The sequence below is a fragment of the Kitasatospora purpeofusca genome, from assembly GCF_034043715.1.
GTDB classification, from domain to species: Bacteria; Actinomycetota; Actinomycetes; order Streptomycetales; family Streptomycetaceae; genus Kitasatospora; species Kitasatospora purpeofusca_A.
The window spans coordinates 16,031-39,045 of sequence record NZ_JAXCLC010000081.1; the positions used below are offsets into that span (position 1 = coordinate 16,031).

General features: G+C 73.7%; 23 protein-coding genes. 12 read left to right on the top strand and 11 right to left on the bottom strand.

All coding sequences use genetic code 11. The features are described from left to right. Positions 1 to 34 precede the first annotated feature (34 nt). The 3 genes from SM793_RS31035 (at position 35) to SM793_RS31045 (ending at position 2,089) form a co-directional block, all read left to right on the top strand. Positions 35 to 595, top strand: coding sequence for an RICIN domain-containing protein (locus SM793_RS31035; protein WP_320441635.1), 561 nt, complete (start codon positions 35 to 37; stop codon positions 593 to 595). A 121-nt stretch (positions 596 to 716) separates the two neighbouring features. Next, on the top strand, positions 717 to 1,481 hold the full coding sequence (locus SM793_RS31040) for a class I SAM-dependent methyltransferase (protein ID WP_320441636.1): 765 nt from the start codon (positions 717 to 719) through the stop codon (positions 1,479 to 1,481). Positions 1,482 to 1,552: 71 nt separating this feature from the next. Continuing rightward, the gene (locus SM793_RS31045) at positions 1,553 to 2,089 is read left to right on the top strand and encodes a hypothetical protein (RefSeq protein ID WP_320441637.1); all 537 of its coding nucleotides are present in this window, start codon (positions 1,553 to 1,555) and stop codon (positions 2,087 to 2,089) included. Positions 2,090 to 2,206: 117 nt separating this feature from the next. Here SM793_RS31045 and SM793_RS31050 read toward each other — a convergent pair whose 3' ends face one another. After that, the gene (locus SM793_RS31050) at positions 2,207 to 3,016 is read right to left on the bottom strand and encodes a VOC family protein (protein ID WP_320441638.1); all 810 of its coding nucleotides are present in this window, start codon (positions 3,014 to 3,016) and stop codon (positions 2,207 to 2,209) included. Positions 3,017 to 3,286: 270 nt separating this feature from the next. Here SM793_RS31050 and SM793_RS31055 point away from each other — a divergent pair, with 270 nt between their 5' ends. The 4 genes from SM793_RS31055 to cspE all read left to right on the top strand — a co-directional run bounded on the left by SM793_RS31055 (position 3,287) and on the right by cspE (position 7,685). Beyond that, positions 3,287 to 3,697: a hypothetical protein gene (locus tag SM793_RS31055; protein WP_320441639.1), complete on the top strand. Its 411-nt coding sequence runs from the start codon at positions 3,287 to 3,289 to the stop codon at positions 3,695 to 3,697. 268 nt (positions 3,698 to 3,965) lie between these two features. Next, on the top strand, positions 3,966 to 6,218 hold the full coding sequence (locus tag SM793_RS31060) for a glycoside hydrolase domain-containing protein (protein ID WP_320441640.1): 2,253 nt from the start codon (positions 3,966 to 3,968) through the stop codon (positions 6,216 to 6,218). Positions 6,219 to 6,413: 195 nt separating this feature from the next. Further along, complete coding sequence (locus SM793_RS31065; RefSeq protein WP_320441641.1) at positions 6,414 to 7,322, top strand: phosphatidylinositol-specific phospholipase C; 909 nt, start codon at positions 6,414 to 6,416, stop codon at positions 7,320 to 7,322. A gap of 150 nt (positions 7,323 to 7,472) precedes the next feature. Further along, positions 7,473 to 7,685: a transcription antiterminator/RNA stability regulator CspE gene (gene cspE / locus SM793_RS31070; RefSeq protein WP_320441659.1), complete on the top strand. Its 213-nt coding sequence runs from the start codon at positions 7,473 to 7,475 to the stop codon at positions 7,683 to 7,685. A gap of 157 nt (positions 7,686 to 7,842) precedes the next feature. Here cspE and SM793_RS31075 read toward each other — a convergent pair whose 3' ends face one another. Continuing rightward, positions 7,843 to 8,277: a VOC family protein gene (locus SM793_RS31075; RefSeq protein ID WP_320441642.1), complete on the bottom strand. Its 435-nt coding sequence runs from the start codon at positions 8,275 to 8,277 to the stop codon at positions 7,843 to 7,845. Positions 8,278 to 8,610: 333 nt separating this feature from the next. Between SM793_RS31075 and SM793_RS31080 the strand changes: the two genes are divergently transcribed. After that, positions 8,611 to 9,672 carry a methyltransferase gene (locus tag SM793_RS31080; RefSeq protein WP_320441643.1) on the top strand — a complete coding sequence of 354 codons (1,062 nt, stop codon included), beginning with the start codon at positions 8,611 to 8,613 and terminating at the stop codon, positions 9,670 to 9,672. A 79-nt stretch (positions 9,673 to 9,751) separates the two neighbouring features. Here SM793_RS31080 and SM793_RS31085 read toward each other — a convergent pair whose 3' ends face one another. After that, positions 9,752 to 10,108, bottom strand: a complete 357-nt coding sequence (locus tag SM793_RS31085) for a VOC family protein (protein ID WP_320441644.1) — start codon at positions 10,106 to 10,108, stop codon at positions 9,752 to 9,754. A 476-nt stretch (positions 10,109 to 10,584) separates the two neighbouring features. Between SM793_RS31085 and SM793_RS31090 the strand changes: the two genes are divergently transcribed. Both SM793_RS31090 and SM793_RS31095 read left to right on the top strand, forming a co-directional pair. Beyond that, a complete protein-coding gene (locus tag SM793_RS31090; RefSeq protein ID WP_320441645.1) occupies positions 10,585 to 11,007 on the top strand; it encodes a hypothetical protein in 423 nt (140 codons plus the stop codon). A gap of 166 nt (positions 11,008 to 11,173) precedes the next feature. Next, positions 11,174 to 12,148 carry a hypothetical protein gene (locus SM793_RS31095; protein ID WP_320441646.1) on the top strand — a complete coding sequence of 325 codons (975 nt, stop codon included), beginning with the start codon at positions 11,174 to 11,176 and terminating at the stop codon, positions 12,146 to 12,148. Between the two features lie 79 nt (positions 12,149 to 12,227). Here SM793_RS31095 and SM793_RS31100 read toward each other — a convergent pair whose 3' ends face one another. Next, positions 12,228 to 12,893 (bottom strand): Tat pathway signal sequence domain protein, encoded by a 666-nt coding sequence (locus tag SM793_RS31100; RefSeq protein WP_320441647.1) that lies wholly within the window; start codon positions 12,891 to 12,893, stop codon positions 12,228 to 12,230. A 272-nt stretch (positions 12,894 to 13,165) separates the two neighbouring features. Here SM793_RS31100 and SM793_RS31105 point away from each other — a divergent pair, with 272 nt between their 5' ends. Beyond that, the gene (locus SM793_RS31105) at positions 13,166 to 14,467 is read left to right on the top strand and encodes a YncE family protein (RefSeq protein WP_320441648.1); all 1,302 of its coding nucleotides are present in this window, start codon (positions 13,166 to 13,168) and stop codon (positions 14,465 to 14,467) included. A 135-nt stretch (positions 14,468 to 14,602) separates the two neighbouring features. On the opposite strand, the gene SM793_RS31110 is transcribed toward SM793_RS31105, so the two are convergent. The 3 genes from SM793_RS31110 to SM793_RS31120 form a co-directional block, all read right to left on the bottom strand. Then, the gene (locus tag SM793_RS31110) at positions 14,603 to 15,097 is read right to left on the bottom strand and encodes a hypothetical protein (RefSeq protein WP_320441649.1); all 495 of its coding nucleotides are present in this window, start codon (positions 15,095 to 15,097) and stop codon (positions 14,603 to 14,605) included. A gap of 152 nt (positions 15,098 to 15,249) precedes the next feature. Beyond that, positions 15,250 to 16,503 carry a tetratricopeptide repeat protein gene (locus SM793_RS31115; protein WP_320441650.1) on the bottom strand — a complete coding sequence of 418 codons (1,254 nt, stop codon included), beginning with the start codon at positions 16,501 to 16,503 and terminating at the stop codon, positions 15,250 to 15,252. A 229-nt stretch (positions 16,504 to 16,732) separates the two neighbouring features. After that, entirely contained in the window at positions 16,733 to 17,218 is a 486-nt protein-coding gene (locus SM793_RS31120) for an FBP domain-containing protein (RefSeq protein ID WP_320441651.1), read from the bottom strand. 71 nt (positions 17,219 to 17,289) lie between these two features. On the opposite strand from SM793_RS31120, the gene SM793_RS31125 reads away from it, so the two are divergent. After that, positions 17,290 to 17,859: a TetR/AcrR family transcriptional regulator gene (locus SM793_RS31125; RefSeq protein WP_320441652.1), complete on the top strand. Its 570-nt coding sequence runs from the start codon at positions 17,290 to 17,292 to the stop codon at positions 17,857 to 17,859. Positions 17,860 to 18,262: 403 nt separating this feature from the next. On the opposite strand, the gene SM793_RS31130 is transcribed toward SM793_RS31125, so the two are convergent. The 4 genes from SM793_RS31130 to SM793_RS31145 all read right to left on the bottom strand — a co-directional run. Next, positions 18,263 to 19,282 carry a LacI family DNA-binding transcriptional regulator gene (locus SM793_RS31130; protein WP_320441653.1) on the bottom strand — a complete coding sequence of 340 codons (1,020 nt, stop codon included), beginning with the start codon at positions 19,280 to 19,282 and terminating at the stop codon, positions 18,263 to 18,265. A 49-nt stretch (positions 19,283 to 19,331) separates the two neighbouring features. Beyond that, on the bottom strand, positions 19,332 to 21,146 hold the full coding sequence (locus SM793_RS31135) for a glycoside hydrolase family 36 protein (RefSeq protein WP_320441654.1): 1,815 nt from the start codon (positions 21,144 to 21,146) through the stop codon (positions 19,332 to 19,334). Between the two features lie 146 nt (positions 21,147 to 21,292). Then, positions 21,293 to 22,141, bottom strand: coding sequence for a carbohydrate ABC transporter permease (locus SM793_RS31140; protein WP_320441655.1), 849 nt, complete (start codon positions 22,139 to 22,141; stop codon positions 21,293 to 21,295). Continuing rightward, the coding region (locus tag SM793_RS31145; RefSeq protein WP_320441656.1) for a sugar ABC transporter permease at positions 22,141 to 23,015 on the bottom strand (875 nt) is incomplete at its 5' end. The genes SM793_RS31140 and SM793_RS31145, both read right to left, overlap by 1 nt.

The following is a 23,015-nucleotide window of genomic DNA, read 5'->3' on the forward strand; positions in this document are numbered from 1 at the left end:
TTTCCCCGCCCCCAGCTGTGAAAGCGAGTTCACGATGTCCGTACCGATCCGCCGACTGACCGCGCTCGGCACCACCGCGATCCTCGGTGCCCTGACGCTCGCCGCAGCCCCGACCGCCTCGGCCGGGGACACGGGCAGCAACTACACCTGCGACCCGATCTACTACCGCATCAAGGCGGCCAACCGCCCCGTGTTCAACGAGCTGGCCCTGACCGTCGCCCTGTCCCCCGGGAACCACGGCTCGGTGATCCAGTACCAGTGGAGCGGCGAGTCCAACCAGAAGTGGCAGGTCTGTCGCAAGCCCCTGTCCGACGGCACCGAGCAGGTGGTCTTCCGCGACGGCTGGCGCCACTGGTGCGCGGGCATCGACCAGGACGAGAGGGCCGCCGGAGTCTGGATGATCACGGTCGGCTGCGACGACAGCTCCGTGCCCGACGCGCAGAAGTTCACGCTTCTCAAGGTGCCCAACACCAACTACACCGCGATCCGGGCGTTCAGCTCGGGCAAGTGGCTCGCCGCCCAGAGCTTCGACACCAACGGCAGCCAGGTCGTCCTCAGCGACACGCCCGACCTGTGGGTGCTGGAACTCGCCTGACCGAACCACCGCCGCCGCGGCCGGCATCCCGTCCTGGCCCCAAGCCCCCGGACGGCCACCGGGCGCGGCTGCGGGCACGTCCCGGTACCGCCACGGCCCCGGTCGTGCCAGGATGCTCGCCATGACTGCTCGGGCACTGGGTTTCGGCGTCGTCGCGGAGGCCTACGAAAGGTTCCGGCCGGGGTATCCCGCGGAACTCGTCGACCTGGTGACGGCGTACGCGGGCCGACCGGTCCGGACGGCGCTGGAGATCGGCGCGGGGACGGGCAAGGCGACCCGGCTGTTCGCCGGGCACGGCATCACGGTCACGGCCACGGAACCCGACGCCGGGATGCTCGCCGAGTTGAACCGGACGGCGCCGGCGAATGTGACGACCGTGCGGGCCGCGTTCGAGGACCTGCGGCCAGGTGGGACGTACGGCCTGGTCTACGCGGCGGCGGCCATGCACTGGACCCGCCCGGACGGCAGGTGGCCGCGGGTGGCCGCGCTGCTGGAGCCGGGGGGTGTGTTCGCCTCGTTCAGCGGCCCGGTCCAGCCGGCCGATCCGGCCGTCGAGGAGTCCGTGCGGGCGGCCCACGCGCCGTTCCTGGAGAGCGACGACGTCCCTTCCCCCGACGGGACCGCGCCGGACGAGGCGATGCAGTGGCCGGGCACGGAGCTGGAGCGGTCCCCGTTGTTCCACGACGTCCGGCAGGCCGTCATGGAGCGGCGGTGGACGATGAGTACCGCCGACTACGTCGGCCACCTGTCGACGGTCTCGGCGTACCTCCAACTGCCGCCGGCGGAGCGCCGACGGGCGTTCGAGGCCATCGAGCGGGCCCTGCCCGACACGGTCGCGATCACCGCCGACCTCGTCGTCCACCTCGCACGTCGCCGGTCCGACTGAACTTGTGACTCACCGACACCTGGCCGGAAACAAAGGTTGTCGAGACGGAGATCGGTAACTATGGTTGTCGCATGACTCCGATCGAGACCACCCCCGAAGAGCGGGCCGAGCTGGCCAAGGCCCTCACCGACGCCCTCAACCCACTCGCGACGGCCATTCGCTCCCGCCAGTCAGGGCTGTCCACGGCCGGCATGTGGGAGGCGGACCCGGTCGAGGTGACCCTGTCCGTCCTCGCCGCCTGGAAGGTGGTCGACACCGAGGTCAAGCAGCTGACGGCACTCGCGGCCGCGACAGCCGGCTCCTACGGCGCGAACTACGAGCAGCTGGGCGCGGTCTGGGGCATCACCCGCCAGGGCGCGCGCAAGAAGTGGCCGGACGCGGTTCCCCGCCCCGCGGCTTCGGCGGCGGGTGCGGGCACGGCGCTCGAACTGTTCGGCGGCACGGCCGAACTGACGCGGGACGCGCGGTCCGGCGGCTGGGCCTGGACGGCCGAAGGCGCCGACGAGACGCGCGGCGCCGCCGAGGACGGCACCTGGTACGCGACGAGGGAGGAGGCCGCCGCCCATGCCGGCGCCTTCCTTCGGGAGCATGTCGTCACGCTCCCGTAGTACGCCGGCGCGCTGGCCGCCGGGACTGGCGGCCCGGCCGGCCGGGGCGAGCGGTCGGGGATCGGTGGTCCGGGATCAGTGGTCCGGGATCAGTGGTCCGGGATCAGTGGTCCGGGTTCAGCGGGTGGCACTCCTGAGGACGGCGAACGGGGCCCCGAACGGGTCGAGGAACATCGCCAGGCGGCCCACGCCCGCGGCGTCCATGACGGGGATGAGGACGGTGGCGCCGAGTTCCCTGGCCCGGGCCAGGGCGGCGTCGCAGTCCTCGACCTCGAAGTAGGGGTGCCATTCGGAGGTCGATCCGGCGTCCAGGTGGACCTGCTGGAGCTGCAGGATGCCGCCGTGCGCGGTCGCCCCGGCGCCCCCGCCCCCGCTCCCCTCGCCGCCGGCCGGCCCGACGACGGTGTAGACGAGGCCTCCGCCCATCGGCCGCTCCGTCCCCTCCCAGGCCAGGACGCTGCCGTAGAACCTCGTCGCGGCGGCGCCGTCCGTGGTGTAGAGCTCGATCCAGCTCACGCTGCCGGGCTCGTTGACGAGCTCCAGGCCGTCCGTGTCGCGCGGCTCCCAGACGGCGAACTCGGCGCCGGTCGGGTCGGTGAAACCGGCCATCCGTCCGGCCGTGAAGACCTCCGTCGGCGGGAAGCGGACCACGCCGCCGGCCGCCTCGACGGCCCTGGCGGTGGCGTCGGCGTCCGTGGTGCGGAAGTACACGGTCCACGCGGAACTCGCACCCTCCTCGGTGAGCGGGCCGACGGCGGCCACCGTCCGGCCGTCCTTCCGCAGGAAGCCGTAGCCCCCGGCCTCCGGCCCGGCGGAGGCGAACTCCCAGCCGAACAGGCCGCGGTAGAAGGCGCCGGCCGCGGCGACGTCGGGCGTGCCCAGGTCTAGCCAGTTCAGGCCGCCCGGGAGCCGGGTGGAGGTCAGCATGTGGTGCTCCTGTCGTCCGTGGTCCCGGTCCCGCCCCGGGCTCTGCCACGAGCCTGGCAGCGGGTCCCGCTCCGCGAGGCGCACCGCCCCCGCGGGATCAGCCGTTCGGCCCTGCCGGGCCCCGGAGGTCGACCGGGCCCCGGAGGTCGACCGGGCGTCACCTCCCGACGGCCGTCCGGCCCCCACGGTCAGCCCGGAGGGGCGGCGCCCCCGACCCACCCGCTCCGCCTCCCGCGTGCGGAGCGCGGCCACACCACCGCCTTCCACGACGTGACCACCGGCGCCCACCAGGACTTCTCCACCCGGACCGGCCACCACCAGGTCGCCGGGTGGGGCAGCCCGGTCGCCGACGCCCTGACCACCGCCCTGCTCGGCGGCGGCACCACCACCCCGCCGTCCGGCGGCCGCACCGCCGCCCAGCTGATCGGCAACGGCGGCTTCGAGACCGACTCGGCCGCCCCGGTGGACCGCCTCCAGCGGCGTGGTCGACGACAGCGCCTCCGAGGCGGCCCACTCGGGCAGTTGGACGTCCTGGATGAACGGCTACGGCTCGGCGCACACCGGCTCGATGTCGCAGACCGTCTCCGACGCGGCCGGTGCCACCACCGAGCCCCCGCCCGGGGCGGCGCCGTCAGGGCCCGCCCCGGCCGTGTCGTCGGCGCAGGCGTTGCGCCGTCCTGATGAGCCGCCCGAACGGACCAGATGAGTCGAGTGCGAATCATTCCGGTCCCGGAAGCCTCTCGGCGGCGCCGGACCACGGCCCGGCGGTGTGTGTGAGGACGGTCCCACGAGGGACGAACGCGCAGCCCGGGAGGGGTCGTTGGGGGGACGGCGGGCCGCCGGGAGGAAAGTGTGTCGATCACCGGGTGCGGAGTGGATATCGTGACGCCGATGCCGCGTCGCCGACTTCCCGGCGCGCGGTCTTACGCCATTGTCAGGAGAGATCTGGGTGAAGTCCCGTATCACAGCGCTCCGCAGCGCCGCAGCCGTCGCGGTCGCCGTCCTCATGACGGCGCCCGGCATCGGCGCGGCCGGAGCCGCGCCTGCCGGGGGGCCGGACACCAAGGCGGTGACGTACCAGGGCCACGTCTTCCAAGTGCCCTCGAGCTGGACCGTGGTGGACCTCGCGGTCGACCCGCAGGCCTGCGTCCGTTTCGACCAGCACGCCGTGTACCTCGGCCACCCGGGCGACCAGCAGGTCTGCCCGCCGCGACTGGTCGGCCGCACCGAGGCGCTGCTCGTCGAGCCCGCCGCCGCGGCGGCGCCGGACCGGGAGGGCTCCAACCCCGTCGCGCACACGATCCGGGCCAACGACGGCGTCGTCGCGGTGACCGGCACGTATGACACGGACCAGTCGCTGGTGCGGCGGATCATCACCGGCGCCGGCCTCGTCCCCGCGCCGAACCGGCAGCCCACCCCGAACCGGCAGCCCGCGCCGACCCCGGCGCCCGCCGGCTCGGGGTCACGGACGCCGGCCGCGCCGCGTTCCTCCGCGGCCCAGGCCGCACCGGCCGACTCCACGCCCGCCGACTCCACGCGGACCGCCGCCGCGGCTCCGGCCGCCGCACCCGCTGCCGCCGGCGCGATACCGGCCTCGGCGACCAACTACACCGGCAAGGGCTTCGACGCCTGTACGGCACCCTCCGGTGCCGCGATGAACGCGTGGATGGCCAACTCCCCGTACCGGGCGGTCGGCATCTACATCGGCGGGTCCAAGCGGGCCTGCGCCCAGCCGAACCTGACGGCCTCCTGGGTCCAGCAGCAGCAGTCCGCCGGCTGGGCCTTCATGCCGCTGTACGTCGGCGTGCAGGCTTCGAAGATCACCGCGCCCGCCACCGAGGGCGCCAACGCCGCCGCCGACGCCGCGGCCCAGGCCCAGGCCCTCGGCTTCTCCCCGGGCGCCGTCCTCTACTACGACATGGAGGCCTACACCACGCCGCAGTACACCGGCGCGGTGCTCGGCTTCCTCACCGCCTGGACCAACGAGCTGCACGCCTGGGGCTACAACTCCGGCGTGTACGCCAGCAGCGGGTCCGGCGTCAAGGACCTCGTCGCCAACGCGGGCAACAGCGCCTACACCATGCCCGACGCCGTCTTCAGCGCCAACTGGAACGGCCGGGAGGACACCGAGGACCCGTGGATCCCGGCGGGCTACTGGTCCGGCCACCAGCGCGCCCACCAGTACGCCTCGCCGAGCGCCCCGGAGAGCTGGGGCGGCTACGCGATCGGGATCGACCAGGACTACCTCGACATCCAGCTGAACGGCACCCCGCCGTCCCAGTCCTCGGGGATGTTCCTCGGCGTGCGCCAGAGTTCGGGCACCTGGCCCGGCTTCAACCCGCTGACGGGCGGCGCGGGCGTCTTCCGCGGTTCGGAGGTGGCGATCGCCGGGCTGCCGGGCGGCTCCTCGCAGGAGCTGGGCATCGGCCTCGACGGCCTGCTCTACCACGGCAGCCGCGCCGCGAACGGCGGCTGGAGCGGCTTCGCCGCGCTCCCCGGCAACGACACGCCCACCATGGCCGCGCGGCGGGCCGCCATCGCGGGCCTGCCGGACGGCTCCTCCCAGGTGCTGGCCATCGGCAACGACGGCAACGTCTACCACCGGACCCGGTTCGCGGACGGCAACTGGTCCGGCTTCGCCGCACTCCCCGGGATCGGCACCCCGACCATGTCGGCCGGGGACGTCGCCATCGCCGGGCTGCCCGACGGCTCCTCCCAGGTACTGGCCATCGGCAACGACGGCAACGTCTACCACCAGACCCGGTTCGCGGACGGCAACTGGTCCGGCTTCGCCGCCCTCCCCGGCGTGAGCACGCCGCAGATGGCGGCCGGCCGGGTCGCCCTCGCGGGCCTGCCGGACGGCTCCGCCCAGGTACTGGCCATCGGCGGTGACGGCAACGTCTACCACGAGACCCGGTTCGCCGACGGGAACTGGTCCGGCTGGGCCGCGCTCCCCGGCAACGGCACCCCCACCATGTCCGCGCGGACGGTCGGCATCGCCGGACTGCCCGACGGCTCCTCGCAGGTGGCGGTCGTCGGCGGTGACGGCAACGCCTACCACAAGACCCGTTACGCCGACGGCAACTGGTCCGGCTTCGGCGCCGTCCAGGGCCCGTACGGCGCAAGCGTCTTCCCCTCCCAGCGCGCCGCGATCGCCGGCCTGCCGGACGGTTCCAGCCAGCTCGTGATCACCCGCGGCTGACGCCGCACCCCTCACCACCCCGCACCACCCCGCGCCCCGTCCCCGATGTTCCGGGGGCGGGGCGCCGGGCTTGCGGCAGCAGGTCCGCTCCGCCTCTGGGCAAACCGGAGCGGGGTGCCGACAATGGGCATGCCAATCGTTTCTCCCGTGCCGTCCCTGTCCCCACACACCCAACGGGGGTGCCACGCCGTGTCCTTGACCACGCGTACGCCGATGAGCCGCCGGTCCTTCGCCCGCGGGGCCGTGCTGGCCGCGCTCGCCGCGGGCGGCCTGGCCACCGGGTCACCGGGCGCCCGGGCGGCCGACCTGCCGGGCGGCGCCGACTGGCTGGCCGCCGTCGACCCCCGGCTGTCGCTCGCCCGGCTCACCCTGCCCGGCACCCACGACACCTGCTCGCTGTACGGCGGACCGCTGACCCAGACCCAGACCCTGGCACTGCCCGACCAACTGGCGGCCGGGGTGCGGTTCCTCGACATCCGCTGCCGGGCGATCGACGGGGTGCTCGCGATCCACCACGGACCGGTCTTCCAGCAGACCTTCTTCGGCGACGTGCTCAACCAGTGCCGGTCCTTTCTCGCCACCCACCCCGGCGAGGCCCTGGTGATGCGGGTCAAGCAGGAGTACTCCACCGTCCCCGACAGCGAGTTCGGCGCCCTCTTCGCCGACTACCACCGGCGCTGGCCGGGCCTGTTCTGGACGGAGGACCGGATCCCCGCGATCGGCGAGGTCCGCGGCCGGGTCGTCCTCCTCGCGGACAACTCCGGCCTGCCGGGCATCCGCTGGGGCGGCGGGCGCACCGACATCGAGGACGACTACGACATCGGCACCGTCTTCGACCTCGACGCGCGCAAGTGGCCCGAGGTCTCCGCCCACCTGACCGCCGCCCGTGCCGCCACCGACCCGCAGCGGCTCTTCCTCACCTTCACCTCCAGCTCCGGCTGGGGCCTCTGGCCCCGCCAGGCGGCCGACGCGATCACCCCCAGGCTGCGCGGCTACCTCGGCGGCCTGGACCGCTCCACCCGCCCGGTACTCGGCACCGTCCCGATGGACTTCGTCACCGCCGACCTGCTGCGCTCGCTGTACGCGCTGAACTTCGGCGCCTGAGCGGGACCGCGCCGGCGGGTCCCGGGAGGGGGGCGCTGTGGCTGTAACAGATTGACGTGATTCCAGGGTTGCGTGATCCAGGCCGTGGGCACGACGAAGAAGCCCCACCGCTTCGTGGCTGGGTGCCTGGACTCGATCAAGGGACTGCGGATGTCGTCGAAGGTGAACGGCCAGGTCAAGTGGTTCAACGAGAGCAAGGGGTTCGGCTTCATCACGCCCGAGGACGGCAGCAAGGACGTGTTCGTCCACTTCTCGGCGATCCAGGGCAGCGGCTTCAAGACCCTCGCCGAGGGCCAGAACGTCCAGTTCGAGATACAGGACGGGCAGAAGGGTCCGTCCGCAGCCAACGTCACCGTCGTCTGACCGCGCCGTCCGCGCCGAGGACGTGCTCGCGCGGAACCCGGGCCTGCGGGACGGAGGGGTGCGCCGGACGGAGGGGTGCGCCGGATCAAGCGGAGCCCGGGCCGCAGTGGCCCGGGCTCCGCTTGGTCCGGCGCACCGTCGCCGACGGGACCGGGGATCAGTCGAGGCAGAACTCGTTGCCCTCGACGTCCTGCATCACGAGGCACGACTCGTTGAAGCCGTCGGCGCGCAGCAGGTAGAGGCGGGTCCCGCCGAGGGCCTCCAGGCGGGCGCACTCGGCTTCGAGGGCGGCGACGCGCTCCTCGCCGACGAGGCCGGTGCCGACGCGGACGTCGAGGTGCAGCCGGTTCTTGACCACCTTGCCCTCGGGGACGCGCTGGAAGTAGAGGCGCGGGCCGACACGTTCGGGGTCCTGCGCGACGAATCCGGTGCCCTGGCGCTCGGCCGGCAGGCTGCGGTCGTGGTCGGCCCAGGAGGCGAAGCCCTCCGGCGGCGGCGGGACCACGTAGCCCAGCACCTCGCACCAGAACCGCGCGACCCGTTCGGGTTCCGCGCAGTCGAAGGTGATCTGGACCTGCCTGACCGATGCCATCCGTCCTCCGTCGCACGCGCTGTCACTGCTCGCCGGGGCCCTCCCCGGTGACCGTTCACGGCGGGTGAGCCTGCCACACGGCCGATCCCGGCTCAAACGGTTTTCCCGGCGAGGCGGCGGGGCGGCCAGGCGGCGGGGCGGCGAAGCGTCCCGGGAGCGTGGGGAGACCCCCGGCCGCCGGCACGATCACCCGCCTCGCGCGGCAGGACGGGATCGGTCGCGGTGGGTGTCGGACCGGTTACCCATGGGCAGTCTCCGGGGCGGGCGACTGATCGGCATCCGCGACAGCGGCGGCGGCATCGGCAGCAGCAGCGACAGCACCAGGAGGACGGCATGAGCCATCAGGACGGTCGGACGGTCGGCGCGCAGGCCGGGGCGGGCGAACGGGAGGAGGCACTGCGGACCTCGGCCGCCTTCCTCGTCGACGAGGCACTCGGATTCCTGTTCCCCGCCGCACTGCGGGCCGCCGCCGAGGTCGGGGTCGCCGACCACCTCGCGACCGGGCCCGCCCTGCCCGCCGACCTCGCCGCCGCGACCGGCACGGACGCCCGCAGTCTGTACCGGGTACTGCGGCTGCTGGCCACCCGGGGCATCGTGGCCGAGGACGAACAGGGCCGCTTCGCCCTGACCGGGGCCGGGCAGGCGCTGCGGAGCGATGTCCCGCACTCCGCGCGGACGGCGATCCGGATGCTGACCGACCGCACCATGTGGGGGCCCGCCGGAGACCTGACGCACTGTCTGACCGAGGGTTCCACGGCGTTCGAGAAGCTTTTCGGCATGCCGTTCTTCGACCACTTCGCCAAGGACGAGCGCACCGCCGCCGTCTTCCATGTGGGCATGGCGGCGATGTCCGATCCGGAGAACGCCCCGATCGCGGCCGCCTACGACTTCCCCGCGAGCGGAACCGTCGTGGACGTCGGCGGCGGCCACGGCGGGCTGCTGCTGGAGGTGCTGCGCCGCAACCCCGGCCTGGAGGGTGTGCTCTACGACCGCTCGCACGTCCTCGCCGGGAACCGGCTGGACTCGTCCGGGGAGATCGCGGGCCGCTGGACGGCGCAGGACGGCGACTTCTTCTCCTCCGTGCCGTCGGGCGACGTCCATCTGCTCAAGCGGATCACCCACGACTGGGACGACGACAGTTGTGCGACCCTGCTCGGCCACTGCCGGCGCGCCCTGCGGCCGGGCGGCCGGATCCTGGTCCTGGACGCCGTGGTGCCGCCGGGCAACGGGCCCCATCAGTCGAAGGCGCTGGACCTGATGATGATGGCCTCCCTCACCGGGCGCGAGCGGACCGAGGCCGACTTCGCGGAGCTCTTCGGGCGGGCCGGTCTGCGGCTGTCCCGGGTGATCCCGACCTCGACGGTGCTGTCGGTGGTCGAGGGGGTCGTGGCCTGAGCCGACCCGCCGACCCGCCGACCCATCGACCCGCCGACCCGCCCGGCGCGACACCGGAACGGCGTGACGCCGGAACGGCTCAGCCGGCGGGCTGCCAGAGCTCGATCCGGTTGCCCTCCGGGTCGGTGACCCAGGCGAACCGCCCGACGCCCTCCATCTCCTGCGTCTCCTCGGCGACGCCGACGCCCCCGGCGCGGAGTTGGGCGAGCATCGCGTCGAGGTCGCGGACGCGGAAGTTCAGCATGCTCTGCTGCGTGCGGGCGCCGAAGTAGTCGGTGCTCGACTCGAAGGCCGCGAAGACCGTCGGCCCCTGCTCCTGCTGCCACAGGCCGTGCTCGTCCGTGTCCAGGCCCAGGCTGTCGCGGTACCAGACGGCCAGGGCGGCCGGGTCGGCGGCGCGCAGGAAGTAGCCGCCGATGCCGAGGACGCGTTCCATGTTCCGGTTCCTGTTCTGTCGGGGTGGGGGCGGTGGCCCATCCTCGCACCGGTGCAGCCGCGACCGGCCGACGGCCGGTGACAACGGCGCGTTCCCCGTGGGGCGGAATGTCTAATTCCGTTTCCTGTCCCGCGGGAATTCCCCCGCGCGGGCGACCTGAAATCCCGTCAGAAGTGCCCCTCCCCGGAACAGCCGCGGCGAATACGGAAAGCGAGGAGAAATCGACCGAATCGCCCTCCGTCCGAAATGGCGGCGTCTCAGGATTGGTCCAGACCACTTCTCAAACCCCAGCTCAGCGGCTCGCGACCGGGTGAGACGTCTCAAAGCCCGAACAGCCCCTCGAACCGGCCCGGTCACTGCGGCACAGTCGTTCCTCGTCGGGCGGTGCACAGCCCGGGACCGATCCGGGAAATCGACCGACGCCTCGACGACGAGGGCGCGCGGAATTCCCGATCCACCGATTGAGAGGCATGAACATGAAGAAGAAGATCGCGGCCGGCGTACTCGCCGCGGCCACCCTGGGCTCGGTGCTGCTGGGCGCCTCCGCACCGGCCTTCGCCAGCAGCGGCGGCTGCGTCAGCGGCGACGCGTGCCTCTACTACAGCCCGAACCTCCAGGGTGCCAAGTTCGGCAAGGGCGAGTTCGGCAACTACAGCGGCAACTTCGGTGGCGGCGGCGCCGGCAACGGCCAGCCCGTCCTGAACAACGCCGCCTCGGTGTGGAACATGGACCACTACCACAACCTCCGCGTCCACTACCGCGAGTTCAGCATCCGCGACAGCGGCCCGAACCAGTTCGTCCCGCACGACCAGTCGGTGAACCTGGGCTACGTGCCGTGGAACGGCGGCGCGGTCAACATGCGCAACAACAACCACTCGCAGAGCTGGGAAACCCTCTAGCCGGCACCGCCCCGGGTGCCGGGCCCCGATCCACCGGGGCCCGGCACCCGGGTCATGCGCCGCCCGCCGACCCACCCGCCGATCCCACCCACCGACCCCACCCGCTGTACTGCCCGCCCAGCCGCCCGCGCGGTACCGCGCGGGCGGGTGCCCGAGGAGCCCTCGCATGACACCCCCGCGCCGCGGCCGGCCGCTGCCGGCCCTGCTGCTGACCGCCGCCCTGACGGCCGCCCTGGCCCTGACCGCCGGCTGCGCCTCCCGTCCCGCCGGAACCACCGGCGCACCGCCGCCGTCCGCCACCCTCGCTCCGATGGAGCCGCCGCCGATCGGGGACGTCCCCCGGTTGATCCGGGTCGACGACCGCGCCCTGCCGATCGAGGCGTACCTGCTGAGCGGGGAGCAGTTCCGGCAGCTCGACGCGGCCCAGGGCGTACTGGTCACCCGGTGCGTACGGGGGTTCGGCCTGGACTTCTCCGCACCGGCGCCGACCGCGCCCACCACGACCCAGACCACCCACCGGTACGACCCGGTCGAGATCTCCGACGTCTCCGCGAACGGCTACCACTCGCCGGACCGGGACCGCGGGAAGAAGCCGGGCGCGGCGCCGTCCCTCAGCCCCGATGTCAGCACCGTGCTCGGCGCCGGCCTCGGCCCGGACGGCAGGCCCGCCCCCGGCACCGCCGCCGAGTACCGGGGCAGGCGGTTGCCGTCCGGCGGGTGCATCGCGGACGCGCAGCGGCAGCTGTCCGCGCGCGGCGGCACCGGGCGGGACGCCGACGTCGCGGTGGGGGTCAACTACGAGGGCTTCGAACGCTCGCGGCAGGACCCGCGGGTGCTGGCCGTCTTCCGGGAGTGGTCGGGCTGCATGGCCGAGCGCGGGTACTCCTACGGCACGCCCGGGGACGCCCTGAAGGACCCGCGCTGGGGCGCCACCGCGACCCCGTCGGCCGAGGAGATCGCCACCGCCACCGCGGACGTCGAGTGCAAGGCACGGGTCAATGCGGTGGGCGTCTGGTTCACCGTCGAGTCCGCGTACGAGCAGGAGCTGATCCGGCAGCGGCTGCCGGAGCTGACCACCGCGAAGGCCGCCAACGACGCGATGCTGGCCGTCGCGGCCTCGGTGACGGCCACCGGCCTCTGAGCCGCCGGCATACGCGCGACGCGTACGGACCGGCGACGCGTACGGACCAGCGACGCGTACGGACCAGCGACGCGTGCGGTCAGTTGACGTGGACCACCGGGGAGCCCGTCCGGCTGGAGTCGGCCAGCGGGCCGTAGGTCGCCGAGAAGTAGCCCTCACCCGGGCAGAGGCTCGAGCCGCCGCTCTTGACGAAGTGCTCGTTGCGGAAGCTCAGGGTGTGGGTGGCGTTGTCGGAGGTGCCCGTGAAGGCGCCGCTGAGCTGGTAGGTGCAGGTGAGGGTGCCGAACCAGCTGTTCAGCACGGCCGAGGCCTGGATCGGGCCGGCCGCGCCGGCGGCGAGGACGACCGGCTGGCCGCCGCCGAGCGAGAGGTTGTAGGCGAGGTTGCCGACCGTGAGGCTCTTCACCGAGGTGACGCCGGTGACATTGGCCGTGCAGGAGCCGAAGCTCATGCCGGTCAGGGAGGCGGTCGCCGTCCCCGGCGCGTCGGGGTTGGTCAGGGCCCGGGCGGTGAACGGCGAGACGCCGCAGGTCACGCCGGTGGCGCCGGTGGTGGCCGAGTAGAAGGTGGCCTTGGTCCCGGCGGCGAGTGACGCCACCAGGGTGTCGCCCGCGGCCACGGCCGCGCCGGCGGCGTCGCCGGTGGTGAGCACCGGGACGGCGGCGGGGGCGGCGGACGCCGGGACTGCGCCGACGGCCAGGGTCGCGGCGGACGCGGCCAGGGCAAGGCAGGTGCGGATACGCATGGGGGCCTCGTTCTCGGTGGGGGGCGGCGAGCGGGCACGCTTCCGGAGCCCCGACGGGGGGCGGAGGCGGGGGATTCCGGGAGCTGACTATGTTGTAGAGCGGTGTCCATGCACCGTCAAGGAATCGAACGCGACTTGTTGACGATTCGTCAGCAAGGTGCCGCCGAGGTCTTGTCAGAGCGGCGGAACGCTCCCTACCGTCGAGTAGCGCCCGAGTACTGACGGAGTCCCGACCGAGCACCGCCCGTGCACCGCTCTCCGAGGAGCCCTCGATGTCCCTCCCCCACGCCCAGCGCCCCCGGCGCCTGCGGACCCTGCTCGGCATCGCCGCCGCGCTCGGCCTCGCCCTGCCGGCCGCCGCCTCGACCGCCGGCGCGGCGGACCGGACGGCGGCGGACCGGTCCGGGTCGGCCGCTTCCGCCGCCGCGCTCCGGGAGGTGATGTTCGTGGGCAACAACTGGGACGGCACCGCCGACGTCATCACCTCGCGCGGCGACCTGGCCCGGATCGGGCGGATCAACGTCGTCCCCGACAAGGACCGGCGCCTCACCGAGATCTACCTCGACCCGATCAAGCTGGGCTACTTCCTCGGGATCAGGCTGGGCCCCGGTGAGGGCCACGACCAGTTCGTCGACGACATGTACTCCACCCCGGACGGCACGGCCGTCGTCGTCTCCCGGCCGAGCTTCGCCGACGTGGTGTCCATCGACCTCGCCAGCGGCCGGATCAACTGGCGCTTCCCGGTGGCGGGTTACCGGTCCGACCACATGGCGCTCTCGCCCGACGGCACCCGGGTCGTGGTCTCCGCCTCCACCGCCAACACCGTGCACGTCCTCGACATCGCCACCGGCCGCCAGCTCGGCTCGTTCCGGACCGGCGACAAACCGCACGAGAACCTCTTCACCGACGGCGGCCGGTACATCTGGAACATGTCGATCGGCGACGTCAACACCGCCCTCGACGCCCCCTGGCTGGACTGGACCAAGGGCGATCGCCGGATCACCGTGGCCGACGCGACGACCTTCCGCACCGTGCGGGTGATCGACATGAGGGAGCGACTGGACGCCTTCGGGCGCCCCGACCTGTCCGACGCCGTCCGCCCCGCCGCGTTCAGTCCGGACGGCTCGACGCTGTACTTCCAGGTCTCCTTCTTCAACGGCCTGGTCGAGTACGACGTCGCCACCGACCGGATCACCCGGATCAGGACCCTTCCCACCAGTCCCGCGACCAACGAGGACCGCACCACCTGGGTCAACGACTCCCGCCACCACGGCCTGGCGACGAGCCCCGCCGGGGACCGGCTCTGCGTCGCGGGCACCATGGACGACTACGCCACCGTGGTCGACCGGGCGACCCTCCAGGAAGGGCCGCTGGTGCCCGCCGTCAAGCCCTACTGGGCGACCGTCAACGGCGACGGGACCTCCTGCGTCGTCTCCGAGGCCGGGGCCGACCGGGTCAGCGCCATCGACTTCGCCACCGGGCGGCGCACCTCCTCGGTCGACGTCGGCGACCACCCGCAGCGCGTCCGGCTCGGCCGTGTGCCCGCCGAGTGGAGCGGCCCGGCGGCACACTGACGCGGGGCACCGCCCGCACCCACCGTCCGCTTCCCTCCGCCCGGGGATACGGCGGCCCGCCCGTCCCCGCTCCGCCCCGGTCGGGGGTCCCCGGTCGGGGGGTCCCCGGTCGGGGGGTCCCCGGTCGGGGGTCGGTCAGCCGCCGTGCCGCTGGTAGCCGGCCGTGCCGTGCAGCACCGCTCCGGCGACCCGGGCCGACTCCAGGCTGCGGGTCAGCAGTGCGGCACCGGCCGCCGGGTCCAGGTCCATCAGGCCCGGCGGCCAGGTACCGGGCGGGACGACGAGCACCACGACGGCGCGCCGTCCGGCGGCGGCCGTCAGCCAGCCGGGCGAGGCCAGGACCTCGGAGGCCGGTTCCCAGGCCTGCCGCCCTCCCACCATGACCAGCCGCACCAGGGCGTTCCCGGCCAGCTCCACCACGGCGGTGGTGGCGGGCGGCTCCCCCGCGGCCAGCACGAACCCGCTGTCCACCGCGTTGTCGACGAAGGCGTCGAACAGGGTGGGTCCGATCTCCACGATCAGTTCGGCGAAGGGTGGGGCCAGTTCCACCGCCCGCACCGCCAGCGCCCACACCATCGGCGCCGAGCCACCGTCACCCGGGCCGTCCGTCTCGTCCGTGTCGTCCGCCATGCCCGGTCCAACGAGCCGGCCGCCGATCCGACGCGGCCCCGCCCGGGTGGTCGGACGCGGCCAGGTGGTCGGACGGGACCGGGTGGTCGGACGGGACCGGGTGAACGGACCGGACCGGGTGAACGGACCGCGCCGGACGGCGGGCAGCACGGTCAGGGCGCGTCCCCCCGCGGTACGGCCGCGCGCAGCCGGCTCTCCAGGGCGACGACCTCCGCGAGCGAGGAGGCGTAGAGGGCCGGGATCTCGGCCGCGAGGCCGCGGATCAGCGCGACCGCCTCCGTCGCCGCCGCCAGGCCGCCCGCCAGGTCCAGGCCGGCCTCGGCCCGTACCCGGGCGTGGAACGCCAGCGCCACCGCCAGATCGCCCCGCCGCGCCACCGGGTTGAGCGCCGCCTGCTCCCGCATCATCGCGACCGCCCTGGTGGTGACCCCGGCGGCCTCGCGGAACCGCCCGAGGTCGGCCAGCGCCGCCGCGTGCAGGGACAGCGAGTCGGCGAACAGCCCGCCGTGGACGCCGGGTTCGGCCCGGTCCAGCTCCTCCAGGATGGCGACCGCCTCCGCCACGGCGGCCAGCGACTCGGCCCGGCCGTTGTGCATCCGCGCCGCGTTGCCCAGCGCCATCGCGAGGTCCCGGCAGTGGACCGCCGGATTGGCCGCGGCCAGCCGCCGGTAGAGCGCCACGGCCTCCTCGATGCTTTTGAGCGCCCGGCGGTGCTGGTTGCGCGCCGACTGGCGGCGGGCCAGGTTGTTCACCGCCTGGGCGAGTCCGTGGGTGTGGACGGCCTGGTCCGCCGCGGTCAGCCGGCGGTACAGGGACACCGACTCCTTGGTGACGTCCAGGGCCTCGGCGTGCCGCCCCAGCCGGGACAGCACCACGCCCAGCTGGCTGAGCGCGTTGGCGAGCTGCGGACGGAAGGCGTGGTCCGCGCGGGCGAGCTGCCGGTGGAGGTCGACGGACTCCCGGGTCACGGCGACCGCCTCCTGCGGGCGGCCGAGCCCCCACAGCGCGGTGCCCAGGCCGAGCAGGGTGGCACCGAGCGGGGCGGTGAACGGCGCGGTCACGGCCTGCCCGCGTCCCAGGTCGACCGCCTCGGAGGCGGTGCGCAGGCACTCGTCCCAGCGGCCCAGTTTGGCCAGCGCCTCGCAGCGGAGCACCAGGACGTAGGCGAGTGCGGCCACCGCCTCCCGGTCCGCGGGGCGGCTGCCGACGGTGCGCCCCCGGAGGAGTACGGCCGTCTCCTCGGTCGCCCTCAGGGCCTCCTCGTAGCGACCGGCGAGCACCAGCCGGGCGCAGCGTTCGAAGGCCGCCCCGGCGGCGTCGGACGGCGCGGCGTCGGACGGGACGGCGGCGTCGGACGGGCCGTCCGGCGGTGGCGGCTGCTCGGCGCCCGGTATCTCCTCGGACATGGCCCTCCCTGGGTTCGGGAGCGGCCGCCGGATGATCGAACCGCCGCTCACTGAGGGGAACTGACGGTTCGTCGGATCACTGCCGGGCCGGGCCCGGCGGTTTCCTCAGTATGCCCGGCCGGGCCGCTCCCGTACCGTCGAACGGCCGACTCCGGTCGCCGACGCACGCCGGTACGGGACGACGGCGGGGAAGGTCACGCCGCCGCCCCGGCAACGACGGCGGGGATGGTCACGCCGTCACCTTGGCGAGGAAGGAGGCGAGGTTGGCGACCGTGCGCTCGATCTTCTCCTCCAGCGTGAGCGACTCGTGCAGCTTGGTCCCGACCTCCTTCTTGCCGCGGACGTAGAGCGAGCAGGCGAGGTCGGCGCACATGTACGCGCCGACGGAGTTGCCCTGCTTGCCGGCCTTTCCGGCCCGGGCCGCCACCAGCAGCGAGACGCCGCCGGTGTGCGTGGTGACGCAGAGCGAGCAGAGGCTGCGGCGGGCCTGCCAGGAGGCGGCGCCGGAGGAGCGCAGCGCGACCGCGACCGGGCGGCCGTCGAGCACGGTGGCGAGGTAGGCCCGGTCGGGGGCCTGCGGGTCGCGCCAGCCCAGGAAGTCCAGGTCGTCCCAGGGCTGCTCGGCCAGGTCGCGGGGGACGTTCAGGCGCGAGGCCTCGCCCTTGGTGCAGTTGACGAAGGCGGCGCGGATCTCGGGTTCGGTCAATGGCTTCATGGGAAGCAACGTAAATTACCTAGGCGTCCTAGGCAAATGTATTATGGCCCCAGGCGAGCGAGAGGACGGGCATGGCACGCGTGGGACTGAACACCGAGCGCCTGACGGCGGCGGGGGCGGAACTCGCCGACGAGGTCGGCTTCGACAAGGTGACCGTCTCCGCGCTCGCGCGGCGCTTCGGCGTCAAGGACGCGAGCCTCTACTCCCACGTCAAGAACTCCCAGGACCTCAAGACCAGGATCGCCCTGCTGGCCCTGGAGGAACTCGCCGACCGTGCCGCCACCGCTCTGGCGGGCCGCGCCGGCAAGGACGCCCTGACCGCCTTCGCCAATGCCTACCGGGGCTACGCGCACGAGCACCCGGGCCGCTACGCCGCCGCGCAACTGGACCTCGACCCGGAGACGGCCCGCGCCAGCGCGGCCGTCCGGCACTCGCGGATGACCCGGGCCATCCTGCGCGGCTATCACCTCGCGGAGCCCGACGAGACGGACGCCGTCCGGCTGCTCGGCAGCACCTTCCACGGCTACGTCGCCCTCGAACGGTCCGGCGGGTTCCAGCACACCCCCCGGACGGCCGAGGACAGCTGGGCCCGGATCCTGGACGCGCTCGACGCCCTGCTGCGGGCCTGGCCCTCCGGCTGACCGGGCCGCCGACCGACCTGCCGATCCGCCGGTCCGCCGGCCGACACAGCGGCGAACGACGGCGCCGACGACCGGACGAGCACCGGTACGGACGAGGCACGGCGAACGACGACGGGCTCCACCGGGCGCGCGCCGGTGGAGCCCTGTCCGCCGCGGGCAGGCCCCCGCTCCGGTCGGGGCGGGGGCCTGCCGAGGGGTGCCCGGTCGGGGCGCGGGCGTGGGGGAATCCCATGCCCCGACCGGGGGTCTGTCAGCCGGTGACCTCGACGACCGAGGTCCGACCGGCGTGGACGGCGGCGTCAGCGCGGACGTGCACGCCGGGAACGGAGCCGAGCCGCGGCCGGCCCGAGTCGGCCGGCCCGGCCGAGGGCGGCCCCAGGTCTCAGGTCTCAGGTCTCAGGTCTCAGGCCTGGGACCGTCGCGGGCGGTGGGGGGCGGTCGTGCCGCGGACGACCACCTCCGGCTGGAACATCAGCTCGCCGACCGGGACCTGGTGGCCCGAGAGCAGGCCGACCAGGGCCCGGGCGACCTCGGCGGCCAGCCGGTCGACGGGCTGGCGCACCGTGGTCAGCGGCGGATCGGTGAACTCCATCAGCGGACCGTCGTCGTAGCCGATCACGGAGATGTCCTCGGGGACGGACAGCCCCTGCCGGCGGATCGCCCGGATCGCGCCGAGCGCCATCTGGTCGCTGGCGGCGATGACCCCGGTGACGCCCTGGGCCAGCAGCTGCTCGGCGGCGAACTGGCCGCCCTCGACCGAGTAGGTCTGGTGCACCACGAGCTGCTCGTCCTCGCCGAGGCCGAGCGCCGTCATCGCGGCCCGGTAGCCGGCCACCCTCCGGTCGGTGGGGCGGTTGCCGACCGGGCCGGCCGCGATCGCGATCCGGCGGTGGCCGAGCCCGTGCAGGTGGCGTACCGACAGCTCGGCCGCGTAGGCGTCGTCGGTGGAGAAGGCGACGGAGGGGCTGTCCTCGAACCGGCCGTTGATGCAGACATAGGGGACGGGGCGGTGTTCCAGCAGCTGGAGGACCTCGGGGTCGATGTTCTCCAGGGTGTTGCTGGCGGAGCAGAACACGATCCCGCTGGCGCCGAGGTCCAGCAGGGACTTCAGGAAGTCGCGCTCCTGCACGCCGCCCGGCAGCGCGGGGCAGACCACGGCCCGCAGGCCGTGCGGGGCCAGCGCGAGGCCGATCCGCTCCGCCATCAGGCCGAAGATCGGGATCGACAGCCCCGGGGTGATCACCCCGACGATGCCGCCGGAGGCGGCGCCGCGCTCGTAGCCGACCTCCTCCATGGAGCGCTCGACCAGCTGACGGGTCTTCTGCGACACGCCGGCCTTGCGGTTGAGCACCCGACTGACGGTGGCCACGCTGACACCGGCGTGCTGCGCGACTTCGGTGATCCCGATTTTCTCCTGCTCCATTTCCCTGCCCCCAATGCGTTGATCGTTTCGCCGGTCGGCCGTAACTATGTCATCCCGTGGCCTCGGTGACGTCGCACAGACCGCCGGCCGGGACGGCGACCGAGTGCAGGCCCTCGGCGAGGTCCAGCAGCAGCTCAGGACCGGGCCGGCCGGCCGCGTCGTGGGGTGCGATCCGGACCCGGCGGGCGGGCCCCGCGACCTCCAGCAGCAGGCGGCCGGTGGTCGAGGCGTTCACCAGGGTGAGGGCCTGCCAGGGGCCGGTGGGCAGGGTGACCGGGCGCTCGTCGTAGGCGGTGACCACCCACTGGCCGCCGTGCCTGGCGGTGACCTGCGGGTACAGCTCGTCGGGACGGCCGGGCTCGTAGTGGCCGCCGGTCAGGGCGGGTGCCAGCCGGCGCCAGGTGGCCAGCCAGAACGCCAGCGCCGCGCGGTGCGGCGCGGGGAGTTCGGTGAGCCGGGCGGAGATCTGCGGCACCGAGTGGAGCGCGCCGTGGACCTGCCGGGCGAGCACCTCGGGCGCGCCCTGCGGGTCCCACATCAGCATGTCGGAGTGGACGGCTCCGCCGGGCGCGAGCATGGCGATGTCCAGGGTGCGGACCCGGTTGGCGACCGCGTCGGCCGGGCAGTCGATCGCGCGCAGCAGGTTGCCGTAGGCGGTCATGGCCGGGCCGGTGTAGCGCTGGCGCAGCTCGATGACGAACTCGTCGCCGCGCAGCTCCCTGAGGTCCTCGCGCAGCCGGGCGAGCAGCAGGGCCATCGCCTCGCCGACGTCGGCGACGAAGCCCGGGCCCGCGTCCTCGGGCGCGGGGGCCGCGCCGTAGGCCACGGCCTCGTCCAGGAAGTCGATCTTCAACCCGTCGAGGCCGTAGTCGGCGACGGCGTCGCGGCAGACCCGGACGACGTGCTCGCGGACCTCGGCGTGGCGCGGGTCGAGGATCCGGCAGTCCAGCCGGTGCACGTAGTGCGGGGCGAACCGGGCCCAGGTGCGGTGGGCCCGGGCGCGCTCGCCGAGCAGCAGCGGGGCGATCCAGGCGGTGTAGCGCAGGCCGGCCGCCCGGACGGTCTCCACGTGGGCGCGCAGGTCGGGGAACTTGGCCGGGTCGGCGGTCCAGTCGCCGCAGCCGGCGTAGCCCCGGCCGTCGCCGTGCAGCTGCCAGCCGTCGTCCAGGAACAGCTGCCCGCAGCCGAGTTCGGCCGCGAGCAGGGCCTCCCGCTCGACGCCGGCGGCGGTGACGTCCTGGGCGAAGGCGTACCAGGTGGAGTAGACCGGGGTGCGGCCGAAGTCGGGGGTGGGCATCGGGGTGCCCCCGGGCAGGGTGGCGAACCACTCCCGCAGGTCCCGCAGCGCGGCGGCCAGGGTCGCGCCGGGCGCGGCGAAGCGCAGCCGGAAGGTCTCCCCCGCCGCGAGCGGGAAGCGCAGCCAGACGCCGAAGCGCTTGTGCTCCTCGCTGACCCCGAAGCGCACGGCGGTCTGCCGGACGGTGCGGTCGGCGGCGAAGGCGAGCATGGTGCGCCCGGCGGTGTCGTACAGGCAGCCCACCGGGGCGGAGTCCACCAGGGAGACCGGGCGCCAGGGCGACCAGTCGGCGGGCAGGGTGCGCTCCCACCCGGCGTTGGGGTGCCAGAAGCCGGCCGCGTCGCCGAGCGGGACGTCCAGTCGGACGGTCACCTCGGTGTCGGCGGTGGCGGTGATTCCGGCGCTGTTCCAGGCGGTGTCGTCGGCCTCGTGGGCGGTGTCGACGGTGCCGGGCGCGGCCTGGACGGTGATCCGGGCGCCGTGCAACCGCAGTTCGTGCGTGCCGCCCTCCCACTGGTCCGGGGTGAAGGTGGGCAGCGCGGCGAGGTCGATGGAGCCGGTCTGCACGGCGGGCCTCTCTCGGGTCGGGATCGGGTCGGGGATGCTTCCGGGAGTACTTCCGGGAGTGCTGCCAGGCGTACTTCCGGGGGTGCTGCCGGGCGTAGTGCCGGGCGCGGCGGCGCCCGTGGCGCCGGGGTCGGACGCTGCGGTGGTCACTGCTTGACGGCCCCGGAGAGCATCCCGGAGACGAAGTGCTTCTGCAGGAAGAGGAAGAGCACGGCCATCGGGACCGCCGCGACGGCGGTGCCGGTGAGCAGCTGGCCGTAGTCGACGTCGGAGCTGCCGGTGAGCGCGGCCAGGGCGACCGGGATGGTGTACGAGGCCGGGTCGCGCAGCGCGATCAGCGGCCACAGGAAGTCGTTCCACTGGAACAGGAACAGGAACATGGCGAGCGCCGCGAGGGCCGGACGCATGGTCGGCAGGGCGATCCGCAGGAAGAGCCGCAGCTCGCCGCAGCCGTCGATCCGGCCGGCCTGGAGCAGTTCGTCCGGCAGCGCGCTCATGGACTGGCGCATCAGGAAGATGCCGAACGGCAGGGCCAGGTTGGGCAGCAGCACGGCCTGGTAGGTGTTGAGCCAGTCCAGGTTCACCATCATCTTGAACAGCGGGACGATGGTGAGCTGGGTCGGCACCACCAGGGCGAGCAGCAGCACGGAGAACATCAGGCCCTGGCCGCGGAAGCGGAACTTGGCGAAGCCGTAGCCGGCCAGGGTGCAGACGATCCCGCCGAGCACGGTGTAGGTGACCGACAGCATCAGCGAGTTGAGCACCACCCGGCCGAAGCCGACGGACTCCTCGAGGTTGCCGAGGTTGGTGCCCAGCTCACCGCCCGGCAGCAGGTGCGGCGGCCGGCCGAAGATGTCGTGCGAGGTGTGGGTGGAGGCGATTGCGAGCCAGTAGAGCGGTGCGACCGTGAAGGCGAGCAGCGCGAGCATCCCGGCGGTGAGCAGCACCTGGCCGCGTCGGGACGCGCGGAACGCGGGGCTGGTGGTGGCGGCCATCAGTCCTCCTCCTTGGCGAGCTTGACCTGGATGAGGCCGAACAGCGAGATGATCAGGACCAGCGCGTAGCCGATGGCGGACGCGTAGCCGAAGTCGAAGTACCGGAAGCCGGTCTGGTACAGGTACACGCCGATGGTGGTGGTGGCGTTGTCGGGGCCGCCGCCGGTCATGATGAACGGCTCGTCGAACAGCTGCAGGGTGCCGATGGTGGACAGCACCACCGTCAGCAGCAGGGCCGGGCGCAGCCCGGGCAGGGTCACGTGCCAGAACCGGCGCAGGGGGCCGGCGCCGTCGACGGCGGCGGCCTCGTGGTGCTCGGCCGGGATCGACTGGAGCCGGGCCAGGTAGATGACCGCGTTGTACCCGGTGTAGTGCCAGGTCAGCGCGAGCATGATGGACACCCGGGCCCAGAACGGGTCGTTGAGCCAGTGCACCTCGGGCAGGCCGACCAGCTGGAGCAGCCAGTTGACGGCGCCGGAGTCCTGGTTGAGCAGGGCGCCCATCATCAGGCCGTAGGTGACCAGGCCGGTGACCACCGGCAGGAAGAAGCCCAGCCGGAACAGCGGCTTCCAGCGCAGCAGCGCCGAGTTGAGCGCCACGGCCAGGCCCAGCGAGAGGGCGAGCATGACCGGCACCTGGACGACCAGGATCAGCGCGGTGTTGCCGAGCGCCTTCCAGAACAGCGGGTCGTTCAGCAGCCGCTCGTAGTTGCCGAGGCCGGTCCAGGTCTGGGTGGTGCCGTCGGTCCGGTACAGGCTGAGGACGAAGGACCAGACGACGGGGTAGAGCCGGAAAGCGGCGAACAGCGCGAGGGCGGGGAGGACGAACAGGTACGGCGCGAGCCGGGCGCCGCCGCCCCCCCCCCCCCCGGGGG